Raw genomic sequence first — 26,208 nt, forward strand, 5'->3', positions numbered from 1 at the left:
TTTCCCCAGCCTCGCCCTTTGCTACCGCGCTGATGCAAGCGCGGGCGTCAGTTTCAAAAAGTGGTCCAGCATGTGGAAGTGGTCTTCAAAGAATTCCTCCTCCATGCCCGCCAGCTGGTCGATACGTGTCCACTGCACCAGCGCCGCATCGTCATCGGCCTGCACCACGGGGAAGGGTGCATTCCCCAGATCAAAGTAGTGTGCATGCGTCAGCGTGCGGCCACGCTGGCTGCGGTCGGGGTGGTCGAACACGGCCACAGACTGCAGCGCGGCGCGCATGGCGGCTTCGGGCAGATGGCAGTGGGTTTCTTCCACCAACTCGCGCAGGCAGGATTGCCACACGGTTTCGCGCTGCTCGATAAAGCCGCCGGGCACGGCCAACTGGCCCTTGCCAGGGGCATGAGCGCGTCGGATGAGCAGCACATGGTTTTGGCAGCGCAGCACTGCATCCACGGTGACGAACACCGGCGGGTAGGGGGCCTTGGCCCAGGCTTCGCGGTAGCCGCGCAGCATGCGCCACTCTTGCTGCAGCGCGGGGTAGTGGGCGGTGTGGGCAAAGGCCTGCAGCGCAGCCAAGGTGCTGGCCGGGATCTCTGCGGCCAGCGGCGCCAGGGCGGTGGTCACGGTGTCGGGCGTGGCGCCAAAGTAGGCGTCGCGGATGGTGGTGGCGTCCATGCTGCCCTGGCGCGGCAGATCAATGAGGGACCAGCCGGGGAAGGCGCGCAGGTAGCTGCTGGTGGCGTCCTTGAAGTGGCCCACCAGCGCGATGCGTGCCCCAGCCTGCGTGCGCTCGGCCACGCCTGCGCGCACGGCCTGCACCCACACGGCTTCGTTGTAGTAGTCGCGCACGGGCATCACCTGCACGCGTGCACGGTCGGCTTCGGGCAAGGCCTGCAACAGCATGGCTTCGCGCTCTTGCCAGGTGAAGGGGTTCTTGGGCGAACGGGCCTGCCACGCAGATCCGACCACGACGATGACCTGCGGTGCCTGACGCAGCGCCTCTTGCAGCAGGGCGATGTGACCGCTGTGCACGGGTTCAAAACGGCCAATGAGAAGGGCGGTGTCGTGCATGGGTCTCCAGTGCTTTATGGGTATTTTTAGGCTCTAGCGCTTATCTATCAAGCGCGGGTAGCTACGATTTTAGTAGTGATTGCCTTTAGGGAAGGGGCGCGCCGATGGGTACCGGCGCGGCCCCCACCAGCGGACGCCGCGCAAGGGCCTGAGCTGGCCGCGCCGCCCCGCCGCGCTGGCGTCGTCCCCCTTCCCACGCGCAGCGTGAGAGAAGGGGGAAGCCGCAAAGCGGCTCAGGGGGTTGTCACACATACCGTGCCGCTATCGGCATCTGTCGCCCGCTGCCAAAGGCTCTTGGGCGCACACGCACGATGGGTGGGGCCTGGCGGCGCTTGTATTCGTTGCGGGCCACCATGCTGCGTACGCGTTGCACCAGCGCGCGGCCGGCCTCGTCGCTCTCCAGCTGTGCCACGAAGGCGCGCGCCGCTGCGTGTTCGGGGGTAGACAGGCGCTCGCCTTCAATCACCAGCTTGAGCACTTCGTCCAGCACCGGGTAGGGCGGCAGGCTGTCCACATCGCGCTGGCCGGGGGCCAGTTCGGCAGAGGGTTCTTTGTCGATGATGGCCTGCGGAATCAGCTCGCGCCCGGCGTGGGCGTTGACGTGGCGCGACAGGGCAAACACCTCGGTCTTGTACAAATCGCCAATCAGGCCCAGCCCGCCGTTGGTGTCGCCATACAGCGTGCAGTAGCCCACCGCAATCTCGCTCTTGTTGCCCGTGGTGAGCAGCAGGTGGCCGAAGGCGTTGGAGTATTCCATCAGCACCGTGCCGCGAATGCGGGCCTGCAGGTTTTCGAGCGGCAGGCCCGCCAGCGGCTGGCCAAAGCTGGCCTCAAACTGCTGTGCGTAGCCTGCCACCAGCTCGGCAATCGGGTGCGTGTGCAATCGCACGCCCAAGTTCTGGCAGAGCTGGGCGGAATCATCGACCGAGCCACTGCTGGAGTAGCGCGAGGGCATGGTCACGCCCACCACGTTGTCCGGGCCCAGGGCTTGTGCGGCCAGCGCCAGCGTGAGTGCACTGTCGATGCCGCCCGAGCTGCCCACCACCACCTGCGTGAAGCCGCAGCGCCGGGCGTAGTCCTTGAGGCCCAGCACGATCTGCTGGCGGTAAAACTCCATGGTGGGGATGCCTTCGGCGGGCACGGGGGCTGGCGCTGCGCCATCAGCGGTGCGGAAGTGGCCGTTGTCAAACTGCAGGGTGCGCACATCCTCCACAAACCGGGCGGCCTCAAACACCACGCCCGCATCGGGCTCTGCGGCAAATGAAGCGCCGTCGTACACCAGCTGGTCGTGCCCACCCACCTGGTTCACATACAGCACGGGCAGGCCGTGGCGGCGCGAGGCTCCGGCAAAAATCTGGTGGCGCTGCTCACGCTTGCCCAGGTGGCTGGGGCTGGCGTTGATGCTCACCACCAGGTCCGGCGCGGCGTCGCGCAGGCGCTCGAACGGGTTGGTGGCGTAGTCGGCGCCGTGGTCGTTCCAGCCGTCCTCACACACCAGCAGGCCCACCTGTGCGTTGCCGATGCGCAGCACCTTGGCTACGTCGGGGCCGGGCTCAAAGTGGCGGCGTTCGTCAAAGATGTTGTACGTGGGCAGCAACTGCTTGGCGTACTGCAGGCGCACGGCGCCGCCTTGCAGCACCAGCAGGCTGTTGTGCAGCTTTTTGCCCGGGCCTTGCGTGGGTGTGGGGGCGCCCACCACCCAGTGCAATTGCGGCAGGGCGGCAGAGGCCTGTTGCAGCGCGGCCATGCCCGCGTCAATGCGCTGCAGAAAGGCCGATTCTTCCAGCAGGTCGCCGGGGTAGTAGCCGCACAGGGACAGTTCGCTGAACACTATGAGGTCGGCCTGCTCGCGGGCCGCTTGCTGCGCGGCAGCCACCATGCGGGCGACATTGCCTTCGATGTCGCCGACGGTGAGGTTGAGTTGGGCAAGGGTGATGCGCAGCATGGTCAGTCCTTTACTTGGAAAACCTGGCGCAGATAGGCCAAGTAAGTCTCATCGTCACACAGCGTCTTGCCGGGCGTGTCCGACAGCTTCGCCACCGGCTGCCCGTTGGCGCGCACGAGCTTCATCACGATGTTCAGGGGCTTGTGGTCCGCACCCATGTCGTTGGTGAGATGGGTGCCAATGCCAAAACCCAGCTGCGTGCGGTCGCCAAAGTGGCGGTAGAGCATCAGGGCGCGCTCCAGGTTGAGCCCGTCAGAGAACACCAGCCGCTTGGTGTGCGCATCAATGCGCAGCTTGGCGTAGTGCGCCAGGGCCTTTTCGCCCCAGGCCACGGGGTCGCCCGAGTCGTGCCGCAGGCCGTCGAACAGCTTGGCAAAGTACAGGTCAAAGTCGGCCAGGAAGGCGTCCATGCCCACGGTGTCGGTCAGCGCAATGCCCAGGTCGCCGCGGTATTCCTGCACCCAGTCTTCGAGCGCGGCTTTTTGAAAGTCGCGCAGGCGCACGCCCAGGGCCTGGTAGCTTTGCAGGTATTCGTGCGCCATGGTGCCTATGGGCACGAGATTCAGGTCGCGCGCCAGCAGCACGTTGCTGGTGCCTTTGAACCACTGCGGCGCCTGTGTGGCAAAGGTCTGCACCACCTCGCGCTGCCAGGCCCCGCTGTAGCGGCGGCGCAGGCCAAAGTCGAACAACTCGAACGGATGCCGCAGCGTGGCCTGCTGGGCCAGGGCCTGTAGTTGCTGCACCTTGGCCGCCAAGCGTTCGCGGCCGCTGGTGAGGGCCTGGGCCACGTCAAAGCGGCGAAAGTACAACTCGTTGACGATGGCCAGCACAAAAATCTCAAAGCCCATCACATGCACCTGCGGCCCCTGCGCCACGATGTGCAACTGCTCGCCTTCGGCCCAGGCGCGGATGAAGCTGCGCTGGAACTGGAAGATGCGCAGAAAGTCCACAAAGTCGCTTTTGATGTAGCGCAGGCTGGCCACGTAGGCCAGTTCGTCCTGTGTGAAGCGCAGCGTGCACAGGTGGTCCAGCGCGGCATTCACCTCGGGCAGCAGCTCGGCCAGCGGGTAGGCGGGTGTGTTGCGGCACACAAAGCGGTATTCGCTTTGCGTTTGCGGGTGGCGGTGCAGCAGCGCCTGCCACATGGTGAACTTGTAGAGGTCGGTGTCGAGCAGGCTGGTGATGACGGGTTGCATGGTGATGCTCACTTATTAATAGCTGCTTGCGCTTGTTGCATAAGCGCTAGAGGCTGATTTGATTCATGTTTGAAAGCTGTGCGCCCGCAGCGCGCATGCCTTCTAGAAACGCCTGGTGCTGCGCCTCGAACCCACCCACGGGGCTCATGCCATCGGTCAGCAGCACGATGCGGCTGGCCTGCCAGAGCGGCTGCAGGCGGGGCAGGTGCTGCACGATGTGCTCGGTGGTCGATCGCACGCAGTGACTGCTGGCCTCGCCCGCAATCAGCAGCACATCGGCCTGGCCCAGTGACTGCAGCAGGGCGGTGTTCAGTGCTGTGCTGTCGTCATCGGCATCGGGCACTTCGGCCTCGATGGCGCTGTAGTGCTCCGTCCAGGGGTTGGTGCCTTTGAACACATTGCGCACCGCACGCTGGCGCTGCAGTTGCCAATCGCCGCAGGCGGCCAGCACATCGGCATGCACGCCGTGGCCCCAGCTGCCTACTTCGCAGTGCACGGGCCACACCATCAGGGTGTAGCGGCCCTGGGCTTCCAGCGCGTCGAGGTATTGCAGCGTGCGCGGCAGGGCGGCGGGGTCGCGCGGCGTGAAGTCGCCCGCACGCACCTGGGCGGCGGTGATGGGGGTGAAGGGCACCACATCAGCCCCCGCGCCGGTCTGCCAGAAGCCGGGGTGGGCGATGTCCAAGCGCTGGTGCGAGTCCAGCGTGACGGTGATGGCGTCGAGCTGGTGGCCTTGCTGGCGAATGAACCGGGCCAGCCGCTGCATGTCGGCATGGGCGCCGGGCACAGGCAGGCTGGGGGCGGTGCGCTGGCCAGTGAGCGTATCCATGGGCTGCCATGCGGCAGGCAGATCGCAAAAGTCGTTTTGAGGGTCAATCACCAGCAGCTGGATGTTGCGGGGCATGGTCTTCTCCTGATTGGTTGACGCCAGTGTAAGGTAGTTAGTACAAAAAATAAACTAACTAAGTTGCAAGTGTTTGTATGGAAAGAAGGATTTGGTCCATTGATTCCAACAACGCAGCAGCCAGTTTGTTTAAGTTTGTGACAAACTTAGGCTTATGACTCCCGCTGCCAACCCCGCTGTGATCTGTACTGTGGACGTGGTCCTGCTCACGCTGGTGCAGGACACGTTGCACGCAGCGCTGCTGCGCCGCGACAAAGCCCCGTTTGCCGGGGCGCTGGCGCTTCCGGGCGGGTATATCCACGCGCAGGAGGATGCAGACACCCAGGCCAGCGCTGCGCGCGTGCTGCGCGAGAAGTCGGGTCTGCAAAGCCCTTATCTGGAGCAGCTTGCCACCTTCTCCGGCCCCGTGCGCGACCCCCGTGGCTGGTCGCTGGCCGTGGCGTATTGCGCTCTGGTGCCTGCGGCTTTGCTGGAAGGTGGAGCGCTGGAACTGGTGCCTGTGTCTGCCTTGCCTCCCTTGCCCTTTGACCACCGGGCGATGGTGGAGGCGGCGGTGACCCGGGTGCGCAACAAGAGCCAATACTCGTCCATGCCTGTGTATCTGTGTGCCGAGCCGTTCACGCTGCCCCAGCTGCAGTCGGTGTACGAAGCGGTGCTGGGCGAGCCGCTGAACAAGGTGAGCTTTCGCCGCAAGATGGAAGAGCTGGGCATGCTGGAGCCTATGCCTGGGGCCATGCAAACCGGTGCAGCGCACCGGCCTGCGCAGATGTACCGACTCAAACCGGCTTTTCGTTGCAGTTTGTCTACAAGCCTTCGCGGTCTCTGAACAGCCTGCCTCTGTGTGACCCGCAGGTGGCGGGGTGTTTGCAGAATTTTGGTGGACTTGCCAAAACGAATCTGGCACAAACGCGCCCACGGATTGCCATGAACAGGCTCGGCCATTGCGAGTGAGCCTGCGCTTCCGTCACCAAAACGCGCTGCTGTCATGGTGCTGCGGCTGCGTACCCATCATTGAATATGTTGCGGCCTGGGGGCTGCGATGCAGGAGCGTGGATGTCGATAAGGCTCAAATTCAACCTGGTACTGGCCGTCGTGCTGTTGCTGGCGGCTGTGGGGGCCGGGTATTACGTGCATGGTTTTCTGCAGAAGGCTGCACTGGAGGAAGTGCGCCACAACTCGCAGCTGATGATGCATTCGGCCATGGCCATCCGGGACTACACCACCGAACTGGTCAAGCCCCATCTCGACGAAAAGCTGGCAGACCAGTTCCTGCCGCAGACGGTGCCCGCCTATGCAGCCACCGAAACCCTCAAGCGCTTGCAGACGCGGTTTCCGGGCTACGAATACAAAGAGGCCGTGCTCAACCCCACCAACGCGCGCGACCGAGCCAACGAGTGGGAGGAGCGTGTCATTCATGACTTCCGTGACGGCAAGCTCGACCTCAAGCAGGAGGTAACCGGTGAGGTGGGCGAGGGCATGCACCGCGCCCTGTACGTGGCGCGGCCCATCACCATCAAGCAGCCCCAGTGCATGGCTTGCCATAGCTCGCCGGCGGTGGCTCCGCCCACCATGCTCAAGATTTACGGTGAAAAGAACGGCTTTGGCTGGGCCATGAACGAAACCGTAGGGGTGCAGGTGGTGAAGGTGCCCATGTTCTATCCACTGGAGAAGGCCCGCCAGACCTTCTACAACGTGATGGGTGCCTTGGTGGGCAGCTTTGTGCTGTTGTTTGTGGGGCTGAACCTGTCGCTGTCTTCGCTGGTGATTGAGCCCATGGCGCGGCTCAACAGCAAGCTGGAAGACCTGGCGACCAAAGACTTCCTCACGGATCTGGTCAACCGCCGCCGCTTCTTTGAGCGGCTGGAGACCGAGATGGCTGCCATCCGGGTCAAGAACAGCAGCCTGTCGGTGGTGATCTTCGATATCGACTTCTTCAAGCGCATCAACGACACCTTTGGTCATGACTCGGGTGACGTCGTTCTCAAGAGCACGGCCCTGCGGGTGCGGGAGCTGCTGCGCTCCTCAGACTGCGCTGCACGGTTTGGCGGGGAGGAGTTCATCATCCTGCTCAAGGAGACCCCGCTGGATGCCGCCATGGCCATTGCCGAGGCCGTGCGCGCACGCATTGCTGGCACGCCGTTCGACGCTGTGGGCCATGTCAGCGCCAGCTTTGGCGTGGCCACCTGGGACCACCGCGAAGACAGCCATGCCCTGATCAAGCGGGCGGATGAGGCCTTGTACATGGCCAAGTCACAGGGCCGCAACCGCGTGGTGCAGGCGGCAGAGCCAGGGGCTTCAGGCCCGCAGCCTACCCTGCCTATCTAAAGCAGGTTGGTCAGTGCGCCGGGGCGGTATGCAGCTCGCCCCAGTTCGCTTTGGCAGATGCGTATTCAGTGATGTAGGCATTTGCCAGCGCTGTCTTCTGATCCTCACTCAGCAGCTTGCCCGCCATCTGGAAGAAGCGGTGTTCTTCTTCTTTCAGATGGTGCTCCACCTTGTGTGTGAGCTTTCGGGCCAAGGGTAACCAGGCTGGGCTGGATGCTTCTGTAGCTTCCAGTTCCTCCACCAACTCGTCAATCTGGTGGTGCTCTGCGATGGCGTGGCGGGAGAGGTCCATGCCCTCATCGTGCTGCATGAGCGGAATGTAGAAGTGCCGGTCTTCCGCCAGCGCGTGAACGGCCAGCTCTTGCTTGAGCGCGGCAAACAGATCGTGCCGCTCGGGGGTGTCACCACGGGTCTCCAGCAGTCGGGCGCTCAAGCTTCTTTGCAACTCGTGGCTTTGGCGCAGGGCTTCAAAGATGTTCAAGGCGAGGGCCTCCCTTACTTGAGACTGTTGCGCACGGCGCTGGCACCTTTGACTGCCAGAATGACAAACACCACAGCCAGTGCGAGGAAGAGCACAAACAGAATCTTGGCGATACCGGCCGCACCGGAAGCGACACCGGTGAATCCCATGGCCCCCGCAATCAGGGAAACGATGGCAAACAGGATGGCGTACTTGAGCATGGGGGTCTCCTCCGTGATCGGGTCCGCACCGTGCGGCCCTTGGTGTGCAAACGATAAGCAGCGGGGCGCTATGGGTGCGTAGGGATGGAAGCAGACCTGATGTAGGAGGGCGAGCATAGGAAGGGGTCTTTTGGCGCGGCAATGCAAAAGGGCCCCTTGGGGCCCTTATGTGTGGTGTCTGTTTTTGGTCCGCGTTCACATCGCTGGCGCGATATGAACTCCGCCCCAAGACCGATACCGCGCTGTCAGCGCGGCGGGCTTACAGCCCTGCAGCAGCACGCAGTGCCGCTGCCTTGTCCGTGCGTTGGCTGCGGCACGGGCCTTGCGACCCTTCACATCGGCGTTGCCGATATGAGCCTGCGCCGAAAGCCAGCCAAGCTCGCTTCGCTCGGGGCCTTTACAGGCCCGCAGCAGCGCGCAGCGCCGCTGCCTTGTCTGTCTTTTCCCAAGTGAACTCGGGCTCTTCGCGGCCGAAGTGGCCGTAGGCGGCGGTCTTGCTGTAGATGGGGCGCAGCAGGTCCAGCATCTGGATGATGCCCTTGGGGCGCAGGTCAAAGTGGGCTTCCACCAGCTTGGCGATCTCTGCGTCGGGGATCACACCGGTGCCTTCGGTGTACACAGTGATGTTCATCGGGCGGGCCACGCCAATCGCGTACGCCACCTGAATCTGGCACTGGCGCGCCAGGCCAGCGGCCACGATGTTCTTGGCCACGTAACGGGCAGCGTAGGCGGCCGAGCGGTCCACCTTGCTGGGGTCCTTGCCGCTGAAGGCGCCGCCACCGTGGGGGCAGGCACCGCCGTAGGTGTCCACGATGATCTTGCGGCCAGTCAGACCGCAGTCGCCTTGCGGGCCGCCGATGACGAAGCGGCCTGTGGGGTTGATCAGGTACTTGGTGTCCTGCAGCCATTCCTTGGGCAGCACGGGCTTGATGATTTCCTCGATGCAGGCCTCGTAGAAGCTGGCCTTCATCTTGGTGGCTGTTTCCGACTGGTCGGGGCTGTGCTGGGTGGAGAGCACCACGGTGTCGATGCTGTGGGGCTTGCCGTCCACATAGCGCATCGTGATCTGGCTCTTGGCATCAGGGCGCAGGAAGGGCAGGCGGCCGTCCTTGCGCAACTGGGCCTGGCGCTCGACCACGCGGTGGGCGTAGTAGATGGGCGCAGGCATCAGCTCGGGCGTTTCGTCGCAGGCGTAGCCAAACATCAGGCCTTGGTCGCCTGCACCGATGTTCAGGTGGTCATCGGAGGCGTGGTCCACGCCCTGGGCGATGTCGTTGGATTGCTTGTCGTAGGCCACCAGCACCGCGCAGCCCTTGTAGTCGATGCCGTATTCGGTGTTGTCGTAGCCGATGCGCTTGATGGTGTCGCGCGCGACCTGGATGTAGTCGACGTGGGCGTTGGTGGTGATCTCACCCGCCAGCACGACGAGGCCGGTGTTGGTCAGCGTCTCAGCGGCCACACGGCTCTTGGGGTCTTGTTCGAAGATTGCGTCCAGGATCGCGTCAGAGATCTGGTCTGCCACCTTGTCGGGGTGGCCTTCAGAGACGGATTCCGAGGTAAAGAGAAAGTCGTTCGCCATTTGAATAAACTCCTGTGTTCCGGCATTTTGGGCGTCGCCCGCAGCCTTGGAGCTTTGGCGAACGCTTTAGCAGATTTTTTTCACGTCGCCCTGCAAGTTGCTCATTTAACTCAGCGACACATCTATTTTAATGCCAGTCGTCTTCCGTTTCTTTTCCCGATTTCCTTTGTGGCTGCTGCATGCCCTGGGGTTTGTATTGGGCTGGGTGGCATTTGCTGCCTCGGGTATCTATCGCAGGCGCTTTCTGGCCAATGCAGCCTTGGCCGGTTATTCCTTTGCCCAGGTGCGCGCTGCAGTCGGCCATGCCGGGCGCATGGTGGCCGAGCTGCCCCGGCTGTGGCTGGGTGCGCCTGTGCCCGTGCGTGTGGTGAATGAGCCGTGTGTGGAGGCTGCCTGGGAGGCGGGGCGCGGCATCATCTTCCTGACGCCGCATCTGGGTTGCTTTGAGATGTCTGCGCAAGCGGTGGCCCAGCGCTGGAGCCAGCAGCGCGGGCCCATCACAGTGCTCTACCGGCCTGCCCGCCAGGCCTGGCTGGCCAAGGTGATGGAGACAGCGCGCAACCGCCCGGGCATGCAGGCCGTGCCTACCACGCTGGCGGGTGTGCGGCAGATGATCAAAGCCCTGCGCCGTGGCGAGGCTGTGGGCCTGCTGCCCGACCAGGTGCCGCCTGAAGGGCTGGGCATGTGGTCGCCCGTGTTTGGCAAAGACGCCTACACCATGACGCTGGCTGCGCGCCTGGCCTTGCAGACGGGGGCCACGGTGCTGCTGGTGCGCTGTGAGCGTGAGAGCGCAGGCCGTGGATTTGTGATGTATGCGGAGCCTCTGCCGCAACCGCTTTCGACCGATCTGGAGACTGCCGTGCGGCAAATCAACGAAGCCATGGAACATGTGATTCGGCAGTGCCCCGGCCAGTACCTGTGGGGTTATGGCCGCTACAAGCAGCCTCGGGCCGATGGTCCGGCAACCGAAGGGAATGCATGATGAGCCGCTTTGGCGTGTGGTTCATGGGCATGCTTGCGCACCTGCCGCTACCGGTGTTGCGGGGCCTGGGGTATGGCTTGGGGCGCTTGCTGTTCGTGCTGGCCGCGCCGCGCCGCAGGATCACGTTGCGTAACCTGGAGTTGTGCTTTCCGCAAGCCTCTGAGGCCCAGCGCCTGCAGTGGGCGCGGGAGAGCTTTGTGGTGTTCTGCCAGACCTGGCTGGACCGCAGCTGGCTGTGGTCTGCGCCGCGCGAGGTGGTGGAGCGCCGCGTCAAGCTGCAGGGCGCGGTGCATGAGCTTGAAGGCGACGAGCCCACCATCATCTTTGCGCCCCACTTCTACGGCATGGACGCTGGCGGGCTGGTGTTGCCCTTGCGTACCACGCGCGCCTTCACCTCCATTTTCTCCACCCATCCGGATCCGGCCATCGATGCATGGTTCATGCAAGGCCGCCAGCGGTTTGGCGATGTGCGCATGCTCAATCGGGCCGATGGCGTGAAGCCCATCATTTCCAACCTGCGCAAGGGCGGCTTGCTGTATCTGCTGCCCGATATGGATTTTGGTGCGGGCGAATCGGTCTTTGTGCCCTTTTATGGCGTGCAGGCAGCCACGGTGCCTTCGCTGTCTCGTTTTGCGCGGCTGGGGCGTGCCAAGGTGATTGGCATGTACACCCGGCTGACCCCTGAAGGCTATGTGGCCGAGCTGACACCCGCCTGGGACAACTACCCCACAGACGACGTGCTGGCCGACACGGCCCGCATGAACCGGGAACTGGAGGGCTACATCAACACCATGCCTGGCCAGTATTACTGGGTGCACAAGCGCTTCAAGACACGTCCTGAAGGGCAGCCTTCGGTGTACGGATAAACGCGACGGCTTCCGCCCCTTGGCGTTGGCCCCGCCTTGGCCTTGTCGGGTCCAGTCCAAGTAAGCCGTGCTGAACGCTGCCGACCCTGAAACATTTTTGCCGGAAGTTTGACCAAAATCAGGGTTTTGGAGCGTGGGAAAAGCGCAACACGCTACCAATTTAATAGCAAAAAGTGCCTTAGCTCGGTAGCGACACGTTCGGGCTGCTCGTGAACAATCCAGTGGGATGCGTGCTCCACCTGTCGCAAGTGCAGGCGATGCACCCAGTCCGGCAGGCCATGAAGCAAGCCTGGCAACAGGGCCGGGTCGTCCATGCCCCATAGCACCATCGTGGGCATATCCACTTGCAGCATGGAAGGGGGCAGCTCCAGGTCCAGCGCGGCGCGGTCGCCCTCGCGGGGTGGGCGCAGAGGACTGGCCCGGTAGTAGTTGCATGCACCTGTGAGGCCTTTGCTCCACAGGGCCTTGTACTGTGATCGCACTGTGTCAGTCAGCCAGCCGGGGGGCAGGCCAGCGGGCGTGTGGAAGAAGCCGAACAGCCGCTCGAACTGATGGTCTGACAGCAGTGCTTCTGCATCAGCTCTGCACAAAAAGTGCATGTATTGGCTGGCTGCCTGCTGAGCAGGGTTGCTTTGCAACTCGCGCAGGAAGGCCCCTGGATGGGGCGAGTTGATGATGGCCAGCCGCTTGAGCCATTGGGGCTGCTGGTTGGCCAGATTCCAGGCCACAGCGCCGCCCCAGTCGTGCGCCACCAGGCATTCCACAGCCCCGGATGGGCAAATGGTGGAGATCAGCGCAATGATGTCCTGCACCAGATGCTTGGCCCGGTAGGCGTCCGTAGCGGCTGGGCTGCTGGAGTCTCCGAACCCGCGCAAGTACGGCGCAACGCAGTAGTAGCCGCCGTTTTCTGGTCGCGAAAAGTGCAGCAACAGCTCATCCCAGATGAAGGCACCCTCGGGAAACCCGTGCAGGAACAGCAGGGTTGGTCGACCAGGAATACCGGCTTCCCGGCAGACCAGTGAAATACCGTGAGGCAGGGCGATGGTGCGTTGTTGAATCATGGCGCTTGCTATGAATTTAATAGCTTCTTGCGCCCGATTTGTAAGCGCTAGAGGCTATTTTGCTCTGAGGTTGTTTCAGGGGCGGCAACCGTAGGCTCTGGGTCTGCTGAAGGTGCATTGGGCGCTGCCAGCGGCTGCGCTGGATGGGACCATTGCCACAACAGTTGAGCTACGTCATCAACCCCCTGCTTTTTGAGGGCAGAAAACATCTTCACCTCACCCCCGCCCGCCTGCAGTCGCGTAATGGACAGGACCTTAGCCTGCTCCGACCGGGTCAGCTTGTCTGCCTTGGTCAGCAGGATGAGGAACTTCAGGCCCTCTTCCACGCGGGGACGAACGACTTCGAGCAGGGCCTCGTCCAGCTCCGTCAACCCGAGTCGGGGATCGCACAGCAAAACAATGCCTGTGAGGCTGGTGCGGCTGACCAGATAGTTCACCATGACCTGTTGCCAGCGCACTTTGTCCGACCGCGACACCGCCGCGTAGCCGTAGCCCGGCAGGTCGGCAAGCACAGCGTCCGTCACGCCCTGCTTTCCCAGTGAGAACAGGTTGATGTGCTGTGTACGCCCAGGCTTCTTGGAGGCAAATGCCAGCTGTTTTTGCTGTGTAAGGGTGTTGATGCAGGTAGATTTGCCTGCATTGGAGCGTCCCACAAAGGCGATTTCCGGCACATCGATGGGGGGAAGGTGGTGCAACTGGGCCGCCGTGGTGAGGAAGCGTGCGGTGTGCATCCAGCCCATGGCCGTTTTTGCGTCTGGCACAGGAGCGGGGGCGCCGTCAACTGGCGCGGGAGGTGGGGTAGTCATGGAAAGTTGGGCTGCTCTGGAGCCTCATTGTAGAATCGTCACGCTTTTGGCACATAAACATACACCCTCGATATGAAGCTGCTTGCCCCCCTGTTGACGGCTGCCGTGCTGGCAGCACCTGTTTTCTCGGCCTTTGCTGCGGGTGATGCACCCAAGGCAGCCAAACCAGATCTCGTCAAGGGCGAGGCCAGCTTTACAGCCGTGTGCGCAGCGTGCCATGGTGCCGATGGCAACTCTGCCATCGCCGCCAATCCCAAGCTTGCGCAGCAGCATCCTGAGTACCTGGTCAAGCAACTGCAGGAGTTCAAGTCTGGCAAGCGCAACAACGCAGTCATGAAGGGCTTTGCCTCCATGCTGTCTGACGAGGACATGAAAAACATTGCCTACTGGGTTGCGTCCAAGCCTGCCAAGGCCGGATTCGCCAAGGACAAGGACTTGGTGTCACTGGGCGAGCGCATCTACCGCGGCGGTGTTCCAGACCGCAACATTGCCGCCTGTGCCGGTTGCCATAGCCCCAACGGTGCAGGTATTCCTGCACAGTACCCCCGACTGTCGGGTCAACATGCCGATTACACGGTCGCGCAGCTCAACACCTTCCGCGACGGCACACGCGCCAACAGCACACAGATGACCCAGGTGGCCGCCAAGCTGAACGACAAGGAAATCAAGGCGGTGGCTGACTACATCGCTGGCTTGCGCTGAGCGTGTGTGAGCCGCGGTACTGAACCGGTGCCGCACGGAACCAACCGCCAATAAACAAACCCAAAAAAGGGCGGGTCCATCCAACCGATGGCCCCGCCCTTTTTCTTTCGCCTTCCCTCACCTCTTCATGTCTGAAACCACCCAAGGCGTTCGCGTCCAGTCTGGCTCCCGAGCGCTCCGCGCAGGGGTTGAGCTGCTGTCTTCCATGCGCTTTGCGATTGCCTTGCTGACGGTGATCTGCATCGCATCTGTGATTGGCACGGTGCTCAAGCAGCATGAACCTGCGGTCAATTACGTCAACCAGTTTGGCCCCTTCTGGGCCGAGCTGTTCGGTGCGCTGCAGCTCAACGCTGTTTACAGCGCCTGGTGGTTTCTGCTCATCCTGGCGTTTTTGGTGGTGAGCACGTCGCTGTGCATTGCGCGCAATACCCCCAAATATTTGAGCGACATCAAGTCTTTCAAAGAAAACGTCAGAGAACAAAGCCTGCGCGCCTTTCACCACAAAGCCGAGGCGACGCTGGGTGAAAGCACCGAGGCCGAGGCCCGCCGCATCGGCGGCATGTTGGCCAAAGCAGGGTGGAAAGTGCGTTTGCAGCAGCGTGAGACATCATCCGGCGCGGGCTGGATGGTCGCCGCCAAGGCGGGGGCAGCCAACAAGATTGGCTATATCGCAGCCCATAGCGCCATCGTGCTGATTTGCGTGGGAGGCCTGCTGGACGGCGACCTCATCGTCCGGGCTCAGATGCTGCTGGGAGGCAAGACGCCCTACGCCGGTGGAGGATTGATTGCTGACGTGAAGCCTGAGCACCGCCTGTCCGAGCGCAACCCCACCTTCCGTGGCAACTTGCTGGTGGCTGAGGGGACGCAGTCGAGCACGGCCATTCTCAGCCAGTCCGACGGTGTGTTGCTGCAAGAACTGCCCTTTGCCATTGAGCTGCAAAAGTTCATCGTGGAGCACTACTCCACCGGCATGCCCAAGCTGTTTGCCAGCGAGATCGTGATTCACGACAAGGAGACGGGAGAGAAGATCCCGGCCCGTGTAGAGGTGAACCACCCTGCAAGCTACAAAGGGATCGAGATCTACCAGTCCAGTTTTGATGATGGAGGCTCACGGCTGAAGCTGCGTGCCGTGCCCATGGTGGCAGGTGCCAGGCCCTTTGATGTGGAAGGTGTGGTGGGCGGTTCTACTGAACTTACCAACAAGGGCGGGGCCCCTGGCAGCGATACGATGACGCTGGAGTTCACAGCGCTGCGAACCATCAATGTCGAGAATTTTGTCGGGGGAGGGCAGGGCAGCTCTGGTGTCGATGTGCGCAAGGTGGATCTGCGGGAGTCGGTGGAGTCTCGTCTGGGAGCGGCCAACAAGACCGTGACCAAGAAGGAGTTGCGCAATGTGGGCCCCAGTGTGAGTTACAAGCTGCGTGATGCAGCAGGGCAGGCGCGCGAATATCACAACTACATGTTGCCTGTGGACACGGGAGAGGGCGTGCCGGTCTTTCTGCTTGGTGTGCGCGAATCGCCATCTGAGCCTTTCCGCTATTTGCGTGTGCCTGCGGACGACCAGGGCAGCATGGAAGGGTTTGTCCGCATGCGTGCTGCTTTGGCGGATGCGGCCCTGAGGGAGAAGGCTGTGCGCCGCTATGTGGCCATGGCCATTGAGCCATCGCGCCCTGAACTGGCCGAGCAGCTCTCCCAGTCCGCATCTCGGGCGCTGGCAGTATTTGCTGGTGCTGTACCTCCGGTCGAGGGAAGGCCTGCAGGCGGGCTGCAGGCCATCTCAGACTTTATGGAAGCCAATGTTCCCGAGGCAGAAAGATCGCGTGCTGGCGAGGTACTGGTCCGTATCCTCAATGGAACCCTGTTCGAACTGGCCCAACTGACGAGGGAGGCTGCAGGCCTCAAGACCATGGAGCAGGATGACCGTACACGCGCATTCATGACCCAAGCCGTGTTGTCTCTCAGTGATGCCGTGGCTTATCCCGCCCCCATCGCTTTTGAGTTGAAGGACTTTACCCAGGTGCAGGCCAGCGTGTTCCAGGTCGCGCGCGCTCCGGGGAAAAACATTGTCTACCTGGGGTGTCTGTTGCTGATTCTGGGGGTTTTTGCCATGCTCTACATCCGCGAACGGAGGGTGTGGGTCTGGCTATCGCCTCGTGATGGGGGCTGCCAGGCGCTGCTGGCGCTCTCCGCGAATCGTAAAACCATGGATGGCGACAAAGAGTTTGCCCAACTTGCCCAAAAACTGATCGGCGCTTCTCCTTCAGCAGGCCACGCATGAACACAGCTACCACCACGATCACTCTCAATGAGGGTTACTTTTCGCGCCGTAACTGGCTGGACTGGCTCTTTGCCGCCGTCACGGTGCTGGGAGGGCTTTATGCGCTCCAGCGGTACGGCGCATTCATGGATGTGTATGAAAAAGGCATCCTGATCGGTGCCGTGCCTTGTGCCATTTGGCTGGGCTGGTTCTGGCGTCCGCTGCGTGTGTTGATGATGGTTGTGGCTGCGGTGGCTTTACTAGCAATTGGCCTCTACCAGCAAGATGGGGCGGGCAACCTGGCGCGAGCCGACACGGTCTTTGGGCTCAAGTATTTCCTGTCCAGTCAGTCCTCCATTCTGTGGATGAGCATGTTGTTCTTCATGAGCACGGTCTTCTACTGGCTGGGGATGTTTTCGCGGGGCGAGGGGCAGGCGCTGAGCATGATGGGTTCACGCATCGCGTGGGTGGCCGTCGCTATGGCCCTGATCGGAACCATGGTGCGCTGGTATGAAAGCTACCTGATTGGTCCGGACATTGGCCATATCCCCGTCAGCAATCTGTACGAAGTATTCGTCATGTTTTGCTGGATGACGGCGGTGTTCTACCTGTACTACGAAGCCCAGTACGAGACTCGTTCGCTGGGCGCTTTTGTCATGCTGGTCGTCAGTGCGGCAGTGGGCTTTCTGCTCTGGTACACGGTGGTGCGTGAGGCGCACGAAATTCAACCCTTGGTGCCAGCGCTCAAAAGCTGGTGGATGAAGCTGCATGTGCCAGCCAACTTCATCGGATATGGAACCTTTGCTCTTGCGGCCATGGTTGCGTTTGCATACCTGATCAAGCAGCAGGCAACTGAAACCCGCTGGTACAAGCTGGCTCCCCTCTGGCTGCTCGGGGTGGTGCTCTGTTTCGAGCCTATCGTGTTCAGGCAAAACGCCACCGAAGGCGGTAGCAGCTACTGGATGATTTACTTCGGCGTGTCGGCTTTCATCGTCGCTAGCATCTTGTGGGGCCGCAAGCGCATTGCCGAGAGACTTCCCGCTTTTGAGGTACTGGACGATGTGATGTACAAATCCATCGCGGTGGGCTTTGCCTTCTTCACCATCGCCACCGTGCTGGGGGCCCTGTGGGCTGCTGAAGCGTGGGGTGGCTACTGGAGCTGGGATCCCAAGGAAACCTGGGCTTTGATTGTGTGGCTCAACTACGCAGCTTGGTTGCACATGCGGTTGATGAAAGGTTTGCGCGGTACCGTTTCGGCCTGGTGGGCTTTGGTGGGATTGGTGGTGACCACCTTCGCGTTTCTGGGCGTGAATATGTTTCTGAGCGGTCTGCACAGCTACGGCACGCTGTGAGGCCCAGTCTTCGTTGTCTTGGCGAGCGGGGCCTTTTATCTGAAATTTGGTTTTGCCCCCTGCTCAACAACTTTGGGATAACGCTGAGACGCTTGTGCTGCCGCCAGGGGCAGCGCTACTTTGCTCAGACAGCAATTACTTGGTGGCTTTTTCGCTGTCAGAGGCTTTGGGTGTCAATGTCTCTGGCAACGTTGCTCTTTGCTGGGCTTCAGGCGTGGTCGGTAAATAAAGTGGGCCGCGTTGACCGCACCCGGTGACAACCACCGCACAAGCTGCGAGGACATGCGCTCTGAATAGAATTTGGACGGTTTTCAACATCATGGAATTGTAATGACTGACCTTGAATTCATGGACAGGGCCGAGAAACTGCTGCGAGCCGTGGAGCAAACGTGTGACACGCTCAATGAAACTACGGATGTTGATATTGATAATCAGCGTTCAGGTGGCATGGTGACCCTGGTTTTTTCCAACCGCAGCCAGATCGTCATTAATCTGCAGAAGCCTTTGCATGAGGTCTGGATGGCGGCGAAGTCCGGCGGATACCACTTTCGCTTTGATGAAGTCGCTGGCTGGCAAGACACCAAGGGCGCTGGCGAGTTCTACCAGTGTCTTACGCGCGAAGCATCAGCCCAATCCGGCGCAGCAATCCAGTTCCAAGGGTAGGCAGTTCTTGTTGTTGCTTGAGGCAATAAGGCTTCGGTAAGTAGAAGGCGTGCAGTTCCTCGTGCACGCCTTATGTCGGGTTCAGTTGCGGAACAAATCCAAAATGCGATTTCTTTCCTCTGAAGCAGGTGGTTGGCTGGGGGGCGCTGCAGATCCGCCAGGCAGTGGCGCCCGCTCTTCCAGACCTACGTTGGATACACCTCCTCGAGCGTATTCTTCATAAATCCATTCGCCGCCCACATTGATCAAACCAGGGGGGACTTTGGGCTCAGAAACGGGTACACCCTTCAGTGCGCGCTCCATGAAGCTGATCCATACGGGCAAGCTCAACCCGCCACCTGTTTCGCGGCTTCCAAGATTGCGGGGCGTGTCATAGCCAATCCAGGTGACAGCCGCGATGGTGGGCTGATAGCCGGCAAACCATGCATCGACGGCATCGTTAGTCGTGCCTGTCTTGCCCGCTATGTCCGGGCGCTTGAGCGTGGCTTGCGCTCTCGCAGCAGTACCTGCCCGCGTCACCTCCTGCAGCAGGCTATTCATGACAAACGCGTTGCGTGCGTCGATGGCCCTGTTCTCTTCACTCAGCACTGGCGTCGGCGTTTCAGAAATGATTTTCCCTTTCTGATCCGTCACCTTCGCAATCAGCCAAGGATTTACCCGATAACCGCCATTGGCGAAGACAGAGTAAGCACTTGCCATTTGCAGTGGGGTCACCGAGCCTGCCCCGAGAGCCATCGTGAGGTATGCAGGATGTTTTTCTGCTTCGAAACCAAAGCGCGTGATCCATTCCTGTGCATTTTTCGGGCCTACCGCTTGAAGGACTCGGATCGAGATCATGTTTTTTGACTTCGCCAAACCTGTCCGCATGGTCATTGGACCGTCGTACTTGCCATCGTAATTCTTGGGCTCCCATGGCTGACCACCAGTCACGCCTGCATCGAAAAACAGTGGGGAGTCATTGATCACGGTGGCGGGAGTGAATCCCTTTTCTAGAGACGCTGAGTAAATGAAGGGCTTGAAGCTTGAGCCAGGCTGGCGCCATGCTTGTGAGGCATGGTTGAACTTGTTTTTATCAAAGTCGAAACCCCCAACCAAGGCCTTGATCGCGCCAGAGCGCGGATCCAACGCTACAAACGCCCCTTCCACTTCGGGGAGCTGGGTCAGCTCCCACGTGCTCTTTGCTGTCTTGGACACCCGTACGATAGCCCCACGCCTGATTTTGAGATTAGGGGGAGCCTTGTCACTCAGACCGGACTGCACGGGCTTCAATCCGTCGCCCGACACCTCGAGGACGTCGCCGTTAGCTCGCGCCACGGTCACTTTCTTGCTGTTAGCGTCCAGCACAATGGCGGCCAGCACATCTCCATTGTCGGGATGGTTGGCTAACGCATCATCGATCGCATCTTCCACATCTTGCCCATTACCTGCGGGGAGTGTCACAAACTTTTCGGGGCCTCGATACTGTTGCCGCCGCTCGTAGTCCATGATGCCTCTACGCAAGGCTGTGTAAGCGGCCTCTTGGTCTCCGGCGTTGAGCGTCGTGTATACGTTCAATCCCCGCGTGTATGCTTCGTTTCCATACTGGGTGAAGATCAGTTGACGCGCCATTTCTGCCACGTATTCCGCGTGCACCCTTGTGGACGCAAAACCCGAGCGAATCTTGAGTTCTTCTTTCTTAGCATCTGCCGCCTCTTGCTCGGTAATGAACCCGTTTTCCTCCATCCTTTCAATGATGTAGAGCTGTCTTGAGCGGGCACGTTTGGGGTTACTGATTGGGTTGTACGCCGAGGGCGCTTTGGGTAGCCCTGCGAGCATTGCCGCCTCCGCGATGGAAATGGATTGCAGGGGCTTGCCAAAATATGTCTCGGCTGCCGCAGCAAAACCATAGGCACGGTTTCCCAGATAAATCTGATTCATATAAATCTCGAGAATCTGGTTCTTTGTCAGCAGATGCTCGAGTTTGAATGTGAGTAATATTTCGTAAATTTTGCGAGTAAATGTTTTTTCTGATGAGAGGTATACATTTCTCGCGACTTGCATGGTAATCGTGGAGGCGCCCTGACTTTTAACTCGTCCCAGGTTTGCCAAACCTGCGCGTACTACACCCTTGTAATCAACGCCTCCGTGCTGGAAGAAACGAGCGTCTTCAATGGCTAGCACCGCATCCTTCATCACCTGCGGAATCTCTTGGATGGGAGTCAAGCTGCGGCGCTCTTCGCCAAACTCTCCAAGCAAAGCACCCTCGGACGAAAAAACGCGCAGAGGCAGCTTGGGACGGTAGTCGGCCAGATCAGAAACGTCAGGAAGGTTGGGGTATGCGACGGCCAGGGCCAAGGCCACTGCCAGTGCCAGACATGCTATGCCAGCCATTAAGAGTCCCAGGCTCCACATCAACGCCTTGGCTGTTAAGGCCAGCCAGCGATTTCCCCTGCTTGGTGGTGGCGACGATTTCTTTGAGGGTTGGTGTTGCGAGGTGGAGGTCATTGGATCGAAAAAGCTGCTCTCAACATTATAAAAATGTTGACAAAAATTTCAGATTCGAACTTGTTGAGAGCGATGCAATGCGTTCCCAAAACTTGGGAACGATTGGTTTTAGGTGGGAGTAGAGCGATAGAAAATCGTCGGATTTTGACAACGCTCTATGGTAAGCAAGCGGGCAAAATCCTTTGCCGCTGAAGTATCTTACTGATAGCATTCATGTGAAGTGTTAAGTTTTGTTGCGTCATTTTGACGGGTTACAGGGGACCAATCTTGATCTCAATGGGATCTTTGTTCAGTCGTCAGGCTGCACCTCTGCTGGGGATAGACATCAGTTCCTCCAGCGTCAAACTGGTGGAGCTTGGCCGCGACAAGGCGGGAGGCCTTGTGCTGGAGCGTTGCGCCATCGAGCCGCTTGAGCGTGGGTGGATCACCGACGGTAACATCGAAAAATTCGATGAAGTTGCCGAGGCAATGCGCCGCTTGGTGAAAAAGAGCGGTACTCGAACGAAAAACGTGGCGCTTGCATTGCCATCTTCTGCTGTGATCACCAAGCGCATTTCGCTGCCCGGAGGTATGTCTGAGCAGGAGTTGGAGGTGCAGGTGGAGTCTGAAGCCAATCAGTACATTCCCTTCTCTCTTGATGAAGTGAGTTTGGATTTTTGTGTTATCGGGCCAAGCAAAAGCTCTCAGGGTGATGTAGATGTGCTGATTGCTGCTTCACGCCGAGAAAAGGTGCAGGATCGGCAGGGGCTTGCTGAGGCTGCCGGTTTAAAGCCGGTCATTCTGGATATTGAATCCAATGCTTCACGTTTGGCTGCTAGCCGTTTGATTGAAGGTTTGCCCGGCAAGGGCGCCAATGCCATGGTCGCGCTTTTTGAGGTAGGAGCGCTCACCACCAGCATGCAAGTCATTTTGAATGATGAAGTTCTATATGACCGTGACCAGGCTTTCGGTGGTGCTCAGCTCACACAATTGATCGTAAGGCAGTATGGATTTTCAGTAGAAGAGGCCGAGAGCAAAAAACGCAGTGGGGATTTACCAGAGGACTATAACTCGGCAGTGCTTCGTCCATTTGTAGACAGCATGGCACAAGAAATTGTCCGAGCTTTGCAGTTCTTTTTCACAAGTACCCCGCACAACAGGGTTGATCATATTCTTCTGGCTGGTGGATCTGCGCCATTGCCTGGTTTGACGGAGGCTGTCACTCAGCAATCCGGCTTTGCATGTACTTCTGTTAATCCCTTTGATGGGATGGAAATTGGAAGCAATGTTCGTTTGAAGAAGATGGCTCGTGAAGCTCCGTCGTATCTGACTTCTTGTGGCTTGGCAATGCGGAGGTTTTTGCGGTGATTTTAATTAACCTTCTACCACACCGAGAGGCTGCAAGAAAGCGCAGGCGTGAGGCATTCCAAGCTGCACTCTTTGCATCTTTTTTAATGGGTTTGGTGATTGCGGGCGCTATCTATTGGTGGCTGCAAATGCTGATTTCTGAACAGCAGGAGAAAAATAATTTTCTCAAGCAAGAGATAGCTGTCCTGGAAAATCAAATCAAAGAAATCGCTAATATCGAAGACGAAATCGCAGCCCTTGTTGCCCGCCAGAAGGCGGTTGAAAATTTGCAATCCGACAGAAATACGCCTGTTCATCTTTTAAATGAACTGGTCAAACAGTTGCCGGATGGTGTCTATATCAGCAGCTTTAAGCAAACTGATCGCTCTGTTACCTTGCAAGGCATGGCTCAGTCTAACGAACGTGTTTCCGAATTGCTGAGAAACTTGGCAGACAGTTCGCCTTGGATATCAAAGCCTGAGCTGCAAGAAATTGTTTCCGCTACAGTGCCATTGACCCCTAAGGATCAGCGAAGAGTTTCTAGCTTTCGCATGAAATTTACTCTGACGAGACCCAGTGACGCCAAGTCATCGGAGAGTGGTGCCAAATCAGGTGGAGAGGCTAAATAAAAATGGCCACAAAGAAGAAAGCAGCAGCTATTGATTTTGCAGAATTGCAAAATCAACTCTCCAAACAGTTTGTGGGCCTGGATCCCAAGGATCCCTCGTTGTGGCCTACACTTCCCCGTGTTTTGCTTTATGTGATAACGGCAATTTTTGTTGCTGTAGCACTTTGGTTTGCTGTGCTCAAGGACTATGAAGCAGAACTCGATGCAGAACGCAATACTGAGACAACCCTTAAGGCTGACTATCAGAAGAAGCTTTTGAAAGCGGTCAGTTTGGATGCTCTTAAAAAACAACGTGAGCAAGTTCAGCAGTACGTGATTCAGTTGGAAAAACAATTGCCAAGTAAAGCAGAAATGGCGGCTCTACTTTCTGATATCAACCAAGCCGGGCTGGGAAGGAGTTTGCAATTTGAACTATTCCGTCCTGGTCAATTGGTGGCAAAAGATTATTATGCTGAGTTGCCTATTGCTTTGAAAGTTAGTGGTAAATACCATGATATAGGTGCATTTGCGTCCGATGTAGCGCATCTTTCTCGTATCGTGACTTTGAACGATCTTGCTGTTACTGCCAACCCTAAAGACTTAAGTTCTTTGACTCTCGAGGGTACTGCTCGTACCTTCAGATATCTTGATACTGAAGAGGTTCAAGCGCAGCGTAAAGCTGCAGCAGGTAAGCCAGGAGGAGGGAAATGAAAAATTTCTACGCACTGTCCCCTCTGGTGTTGAGCTTAATCCTGGTCGGATGCATGTCTTCAGCTGACGAAGATCTTCGCCAATGGATGGCAAACGAACGTGCTCAGGCTCGTCCGAGAATTACTCCCATATCAGAACCCAAGAAGTTTGAACCACAGGATTACACAGTTTCATCTGAAATTGATCCATTTAATCCATTGAAGTTGACTCAGGCACTGAAGAGAGACTCATCTCAGACGGGTGCGAATGCTGCTCTTATTGCACCTGAACAAATTAGAAAAAAAGAACCTTTGGAAGCCTTTCCATTGGACTCTATTTCTATGGTTGGTAGCATGACCAAGAATGGCAAACCAACTGCATTGCTAAAAGTTGATAATTTGCTATATCAAGTTTATGTAGGTCAATATCTTGGTCAAAACTACGGTCGCATTGTGAAGATTAATGAGTCTGGTCTTCAGTTGAGAGAAATTGTTCAAGATGCAACGGGTGACTGGACTGAGCGTATGACATCACTAGATCTGCAAGAGGGTGCAAAAAAATGATACATAAAAACAGGAAAAATATGGTGTTTTTCAAATTTGCAGCTATTGCATTATGTGTCACCTGCGCACCATTGAGTGCTTTGGCGGAACAAGCTATTAAAGCAGTCTCCGGTTCCATGCAGGCGGGTGTTGAAGTTTTGAAGATCGATTTGCAGGAGCCCCTCACATCTCCGCCTACGGGGTTTTCTACTCAATCTCCTGCCAGGATTGCCCTGGATTTCCTCGGGGCTGCAAACTCGACAGGAAAAGCTTCCATTGAAATTAATCAGGGCAATCTGAAATCTGCCAATGTGGTCGAGGCTGGAGGGCGGTCGCGTATCGTTTTGAACTTAAAACAGCCGACCTCTTATAAGACTGAGATCGTAGGCACCAGCATTTTTGTGGTGCTGGATCCGATTGCGGGTGCTGTAAGTAACAGTTCGTCCGCGTCTCAGCAGGCTAAGTTTGCTGATAGTTATAACAGCGATGTTCAGTCCCTTAAGGATATTGATTTCCGTAGGGGGGCAGACGGCGCTGGAAGGGTAATTATTGAACTGCCTAGCAATCAAATCGGAGTGGATTTGAAGCAGCAGGGGAAATCTCTTAATGTGGAGTTTCTTCGTTCGTCATTGCCCGAAGGGTTGCGTCGGCGCTTAGATGTGGCCGACTTTGGGACGCCAGTTCAGTCCATAACTACTACGCAACAGGGTGACAAAGTCCGAATGGTCATCGAGCCTATCGGCGATTGGGAGCACTCCGCTTATCAGAGCGATAGCCAGCTTGTCGTTGAAGTTAGGCAAAAGAAAGTTGATTTGTCAAAACTCACTTCAGGGCCTAATTACAGCGGTGAAAAACTATCGTTGAATTTTCAAAATATTGAAGTTCGATCTTTGCTGCAGGTAATTGCTGATTTCACTAACTTTAATATCGTTACTTCCGATACTGTAACGGGAGCGCTCACTCTTCGGCTGAAGGACGTTCCTTGGGATCAGGCTCTTCAAATTATCATGGACGCTAAAGGTTTGGGAATGCGTAAGACTGGCAGCGTCTTGTGGATTGCACCCAAGGATGAAATCGATGACAGAACCAAAAAAGATTATGAAGCAGCTCTTGCAATACAAAAGCTGGAACCCCTGAAAACCCAAGCTTTTCAGTTGAACTATGCGAAGGCTGCCGATATGGTTAGCCAACTCACCACGACCAGCTCAAGCGGAGGAGCAAATAATTCAAACCGGTTCTTGTCGGAACGGGGAAGTGCCATCGCAGAACCTCGAACTAATCAGATTTTTGTCACTGACACTCCGAGTAGACTGGAGAGTGTGAGCAAGCTTCTTTCTACCTTAGATGTAGCCGTGCGCCAAGTTATGATTGAGGCTCGTATCGTTGAGGCACGTGATACTTTTGGGCGTTCATTAGGGGTGAAACTCGGGGGGGGTGATCTCCGGGCTCAAAACGGTGGCGATGGTGGTTATAGTATTGGTGGCAACAATCGTGTTGCATTTGGCACCAGTTATGCAAACGCTACCAGTTCTGCGGGTTATGGAACGGCAGTCAACACATCTGGCACATTTGTGAATTTGCCTGCTTCATTGTCAAACGCTAGTAACTTTGGCTCGTTCGCCCTTTCAATCTTTAACTCGGCAGCTAACCGATTCTTGACTCTTGAACTTTCTGCTATGGAAGCTGATGGCCAAGGCAAGGTAGTCTCAAGCCCACGGCTGATCACTGCAGATCAGACAAAGGCATTGATTGAACAAGGTACTGAGTATCCATACTCTGTAACAGCACCAAACGGTGCGACCACTATTGCGTTCAAGAAGGCAGTTCTGAAGCTGGAGGTTACTCCGCAGATAACACCGGAAGGTAATATTATCCTTGACTTGGACGTCAACAAAGACAGTAGGGGTGAAACTACTACTCAAGGCGTGGCGATCGATACTAAGCACATAAAGACCCAAGTCCTTATTGAAAATGGCGGTACCGTTGTGATAGGTGGGATCTTTGAGCTTGAAGAAACAAATCAAGAAAATAAGATTCCCGTCCTTGGTGATGTCCCAGTTGTTGGAAATCTTTTCAAAAACAAAACAAAAGAATCTGTAAAGCGTGAGATGCTTATATTTATAACGCCCAAAGTTATTGCCGACCGTAGTGTGGCGAGATGAAAAGAGG

Annotated in this window: 23 protein-coding genes; 13 read left to right on the forward strand and 10 right to left on the reverse strand. The window is 58.1% G+C overall.

Annotated features, from left to right (window positions below; genetic code table 11):
* Positions 1-21 precede the first annotated feature (21 nt).
* The 4 genes from AACH87_RS04645 to AACH87_RS04660 all read right to left on the reverse strand — a co-directional run bounded on the left by AACH87_RS04645 (position 22) and on the right by AACH87_RS04660 (position 5,116).
* On the reverse strand, positions 22-1,071 hold the full coding sequence (locus AACH87_RS04645; protein ID WP_338797580.1) for a bifunctional nicotinamide-nucleotide adenylyltransferase/Nudix hydroxylase: 1,050 nt from the start codon (positions 1,069-1,071) through the stop codon (positions 22-24).
* A 244-nt stretch (positions 1,072-1,315) separates the two neighbouring features.
* Positions 1,316-3,016, reverse strand: coding sequence for an NAD+ synthase (locus tag AACH87_RS04650; protein ID WP_338797581.1), 1,701 nt, complete (start codon positions 3,014-3,016; stop codon positions 1,316-1,318).
* A 2-nt stretch (positions 3,017-3,018) separates the two neighbouring features.
* On the reverse strand, positions 3,019-4,212 hold the full coding sequence (pncB, locus tag AACH87_RS04655; RefSeq protein ID WP_338797582.1) for a nicotinate phosphoribosyltransferase: 1,194 nt from the start codon (positions 4,210-4,212) through the stop codon (positions 3,019-3,021).
* A gap of 46 nt (positions 4,213-4,258) precedes the next feature.
* Positions 4,259-5,116 (reverse strand): cysteine hydrolase, encoded by an 858-nt coding sequence (locus tag AACH87_RS04660; RefSeq protein ID WP_338797584.1) that lies wholly within the window; start codon positions 5,114-5,116, stop codon positions 4,259-4,261.
* A 154-nt stretch (positions 5,117-5,270) separates the two neighbouring features.
* Here AACH87_RS04660 and AACH87_RS04665 point away from each other — a divergent pair, with 154 nt between their 5' ends.
* Complete coding sequence (locus AACH87_RS04665) at positions 5,271-5,942, forward strand: NUDIX hydrolase (protein WP_338797585.1); 672 nt, start codon at positions 5,271-5,273, stop codon at positions 5,940-5,942.
* Between the two features lie 227 nt (positions 5,943-6,169).
* Positions 6,170-7,441 carry a diguanylate cyclase gene (locus AACH87_RS04670; RefSeq protein ID WP_338797586.1) on the forward strand — a complete coding sequence of 424 codons (1,272 nt, stop codon included), beginning with the start codon at positions 6,170-6,172 and terminating at the stop codon, positions 7,439-7,441.
* Positions 7,442-7,451: 10 nt separating this feature from the next.
* Here the strand turns inward: AACH87_RS04670 and AACH87_RS04675 are convergent, their stop codons facing one another.
* From AACH87_RS04675 to metK, 3 genes are all read right to left on the reverse strand, one after another.
* Positions 7,452-7,922, reverse strand: a complete 471-nt coding sequence (locus AACH87_RS04675; RefSeq protein WP_338797587.1) for a hemerythrin domain-containing protein — start codon at positions 7,920-7,922, stop codon at positions 7,452-7,454.
* 14 nt (positions 7,923-7,936) lie between these two features.
* On the reverse strand, positions 7,937-8,122 hold the full coding sequence (locus AACH87_RS04680; RefSeq protein WP_338797588.1) for a DUF1328 domain-containing protein: 186 nt from the start codon (positions 8,120-8,122) through the stop codon (positions 7,937-7,939).
* A gap of 397 nt (positions 8,123-8,519) precedes the next feature.
* Positions 8,520-9,701 (reverse strand): methionine adenosyltransferase, encoded by a 1,182-nt coding sequence (gene metK, locus AACH87_RS04685; protein ID WP_338797589.1) that lies wholly within the window; start codon positions 9,699-9,701, stop codon positions 8,520-8,522.
* A 130-nt stretch (positions 9,702-9,831) separates the two neighbouring features.
* On the opposite strand from metK, the gene AACH87_RS04690 reads away from it, so the two are divergent.
* Positions 9,832-10,683, forward strand: coding sequence for a lysophospholipid acyltransferase family protein (locus AACH87_RS04690; RefSeq protein WP_338797590.1), 852 nt, complete (start codon positions 9,832-9,834; stop codon positions 10,681-10,683).
* Entirely contained in the window at positions 10,680-11,549 is an 870-nt protein-coding gene (locus tag AACH87_RS04695; RefSeq protein WP_338797591.1) for a lipid A biosynthesis acyltransferase, read from the forward strand. Before AACH87_RS04690 ends, AACH87_RS04695 begins: the two co-directional genes overlap by 4 nt.
* Before the next feature lie 152 nt (positions 11,550-11,701).
* On the opposite strand, the gene AACH87_RS04700 is transcribed toward AACH87_RS04695, so the two are convergent.
* The gene (locus AACH87_RS04700) at positions 11,702-12,610 is read right to left on the reverse strand and encodes an alpha/beta fold hydrolase (RefSeq protein WP_338797592.1); all 909 of its coding nucleotides are present in this window, start codon (positions 12,608-12,610) and stop codon (positions 11,702-11,704) included.
* 47 nt (positions 12,611-12,657) lie between these two features.
* On the reverse strand, positions 12,658-13,416 hold the full coding sequence (gene yihA, locus AACH87_RS04705) for a ribosome biogenesis GTP-binding protein YihA/YsxC (RefSeq protein WP_338797593.1): 759 nt from the start codon (positions 13,414-13,416) through the stop codon (positions 12,658-12,660).
* Between the two features lie 72 nt (positions 13,417-13,488).
* Here yihA and AACH87_RS04710 point away from each other — a divergent pair, with 72 nt between their 5' ends.
* From AACH87_RS04710 to cyaY, 4 genes are all read left to right on the forward strand, one after another.
* Positions 13,489-14,118, forward strand: a complete 630-nt coding sequence (locus AACH87_RS04710) for a c-type cytochrome (RefSeq protein ID WP_338797594.1) — start codon at positions 13,489-13,491, stop codon at positions 14,116-14,118.
* 127 nt (positions 14,119-14,245) lie between these two features.
* Positions 14,246-16,396, forward strand: coding sequence for a cytochrome c biogenesis protein ResB (locus AACH87_RS04715; protein WP_338797595.1), 2,151 nt, complete (start codon positions 14,246-14,248; stop codon positions 16,394-16,396).
* A complete protein-coding gene (gene ccsB, locus AACH87_RS04720) occupies positions 16,393-17,727 on the forward strand; it encodes a c-type cytochrome biogenesis protein CcsB (RefSeq protein ID WP_338797596.1) in 1,335 nt (444 codons plus the stop codon). Before AACH87_RS04715 ends, ccsB begins: the two co-directional genes overlap by 4 nt.
* Before the next feature lie 330 nt (positions 17,728-18,057).
* The gene (gene cyaY / locus AACH87_RS04725) at positions 18,058-18,390 is read left to right on the forward strand and encodes an iron donor protein CyaY (RefSeq protein ID WP_338797597.1); all 333 of its coding nucleotides are present in this window, start codon (positions 18,058-18,060) and stop codon (positions 18,388-18,390) included.
* An 81-nt stretch (positions 18,391-18,471) separates the two neighbouring features.
* Here cyaY and AACH87_RS04730 read toward each other — a convergent pair whose 3' ends face one another.
* Positions 18,472-20,781 (reverse strand): penicillin-binding protein 1A, encoded by a 2,310-nt coding sequence (locus tag AACH87_RS04730; RefSeq protein WP_338798852.1) that lies wholly within the window; start codon positions 20,779-20,781, stop codon positions 18,472-18,474.
* A gap of 360 nt (positions 20,782-21,141) precedes the next feature.
* Between AACH87_RS04730 and AACH87_RS04735 the strand changes: the two genes are divergently transcribed.
* From AACH87_RS04735 to AACH87_RS04755, 5 genes are read left to right on the forward strand one after another with little or no spacing between them, the layout of a single operon-like run.
* On the forward strand, positions 21,142-22,221 hold the full coding sequence (locus AACH87_RS04735; protein WP_338797598.1) for a pilus assembly protein PilM: 1,080 nt from the start codon (positions 21,142-21,144) through the stop codon (positions 22,219-22,221).
* Positions 22,218-22,829, forward strand: a complete 612-nt coding sequence (locus tag AACH87_RS04740) for a PilN domain-containing protein (protein WP_338797599.1) — start codon at positions 22,218-22,220, stop codon at positions 22,827-22,829. Before AACH87_RS04735 ends, AACH87_RS04740 begins: the two co-directional genes overlap by 4 nt.
* Before the next feature lie 2 nt (positions 22,830-22,831).
* A complete protein-coding gene (locus tag AACH87_RS04745; protein WP_338797600.1) occupies positions 22,832-23,518 on the forward strand; it encodes a type 4a pilus biogenesis protein PilO in 687 nt (228 codons plus the stop codon).
* Complete coding sequence (locus tag AACH87_RS04750; protein ID WP_338797601.1) at positions 23,515-24,060, forward strand: pilus assembly protein PilP; 546 nt, start codon at positions 23,515-23,517, stop codon at positions 24,058-24,060. The genes AACH87_RS04745 and AACH87_RS04750 overlap by 4 nt, the downstream gene beginning before the upstream one ends.
* Positions 24,061-24,080: 20 nt before the next feature.
* The gene (locus AACH87_RS04755; protein ID WP_338797602.1) at positions 24,081-26,201 is read left to right on the forward strand and encodes a type IV pilus secretin PilQ; all 2,121 of its coding nucleotides are present in this window, start codon (positions 24,081-24,083) and stop codon (positions 26,199-26,201) included.
* The last annotated feature ends 7 nt before the right edge of the window (positions 26,202-26,208 follow it).

Origin of the sequence: Acidovorax sp. DW039 (genome assembly GCF_037101375.1) — a bacterium.
Taxonomy (GTDB): domain Bacteria; phylum Pseudomonadota; class Gammaproteobacteria; order Burkholderiales; family Burkholderiaceae_C; genus Acidovorax.

What these genes read in the sequence shown, in the direction of transcription:
- AACH87_RS04645 (WP_338797580.1), bottom strand. Translation starts at nt 1,071, where the DNA reads ATGCACGACACCGCCCTTCTCATTGGCCGTTTTGAACCCGTGCACAGC.
- AACH87_RS04650 (WP_338797581.1), bottom strand. Translation starts at nt 3,016, where the DNA reads ATGCTGCGCATCACCCTTGCCCAACTCAACCTCACCGTCGGCGACATC.
- pncB (WP_338797582.1), bottom strand. Translation starts at nt 4,212, where the DNA reads ATGCAACCCGTCATCACCAGCCTGCTCGACACCGACCTCTACAAGTTC.
- AACH87_RS04660 (WP_338797584.1), bottom strand. Translation starts at nt 5,116, where the DNA reads ATGCCCCGCAACATCCAGCTGCTGGTGATTGACCCTCAAAACGACTTT.
- AACH87_RS04665 (WP_338797585.1), top strand. Translation starts at nt 5,271, where the DNA reads ATGACTCCCGCTGCCAACCCCGCTGTGATCTGTACTGTGGACGTGGTC.
- AACH87_RS04670 (WP_338797586.1), top strand. Translation starts at nt 6,170, where the DNA reads ATGTCGATAAGGCTCAAATTCAACCTGGTACTGGCCGTCGTGCTGTTG.
- AACH87_RS04680 (WP_338797588.1), bottom strand. Translation starts at nt 8,122, where the DNA reads ATGCTCAAGTACGCCATCCTGTTTGCCATCGTTTCCCTGATTGCGGGG.
- metK (WP_338797589.1), bottom strand. Translation starts at nt 9,701, where the DNA reads ATGGCGAACGACTTTCTCTTTACCTCGGAATCCGTCTCTGAAGGCCAC.
- AACH87_RS04690 (WP_338797590.1), top strand. Translation starts at nt 9,832, where the DNA reads ATGCCAGTCGTCTTCCGTTTCTTTTCCCGATTTCCTTTGTGGCTGCTG.
- AACH87_RS04695 (WP_338797591.1), top strand. Translation starts at nt 10,680, where the DNA reads ATGATGAGCCGCTTTGGCGTGTGGTTCATGGGCATGCTTGCGCACCTG.
- AACH87_RS04700 (WP_338797592.1), bottom strand. Translation starts at nt 12,610, where the DNA reads ATGATTCAACAACGCACCATCGCCCTGCCTCACGGTATTTCACTGGTC.
- yihA (WP_338797593.1), bottom strand. Translation starts at nt 13,416, where the DNA reads ATGACTACCCCACCTCCCGCGCCAGTTGACGGCGCCCCCGCTCCTGTG.
- AACH87_RS04710 (WP_338797594.1), top strand. Translation starts at nt 13,489, where the DNA reads ATGAAGCTGCTTGCCCCCCTGTTGACGGCTGCCGTGCTGGCAGCACCT.
- AACH87_RS04715 (WP_338797595.1), top strand. Translation starts at nt 14,246, where the DNA reads ATGTCTGAAACCACCCAAGGCGTTCGCGTCCAGTCTGGCTCCCGAGCG.
- ccsB (WP_338797596.1), top strand. Translation starts at nt 16,393, where the DNA reads ATGAACACAGCTACCACCACGATCACTCTCAATGAGGGTTACTTTTCG.
- cyaY (WP_338797597.1), top strand. Translation starts at nt 18,058, where the DNA reads ATGACTGACCTTGAATTCATGGACAGGGCCGAGAAACTGCTGCGAGCC.
- AACH87_RS04730 (WP_338798852.1), bottom strand. Translation starts at nt 20,781, where the DNA reads ATGTGGAGCCTGGGACTCTTAATGGCTGGCATAGCATGTCTGGCACTG.
- AACH87_RS04745 (WP_338797600.1), top strand. Translation starts at nt 22,832, where the DNA reads ATGGCCACAAAGAAGAAAGCAGCAGCTATTGATTTTGCAGAATTGCAA.
- AACH87_RS04750 (WP_338797601.1), top strand. Translation starts at nt 23,515, where the DNA reads ATGAAAAATTTCTACGCACTGTCCCCTCTGGTGTTGAGCTTAATCCTG.
- AACH87_RS04755 (WP_338797602.1), top strand. Translation starts at nt 24,081, where the DNA reads ATGGTGTTTTTCAAATTTGCAGCTATTGCATTATGTGTCACCTGCGCA.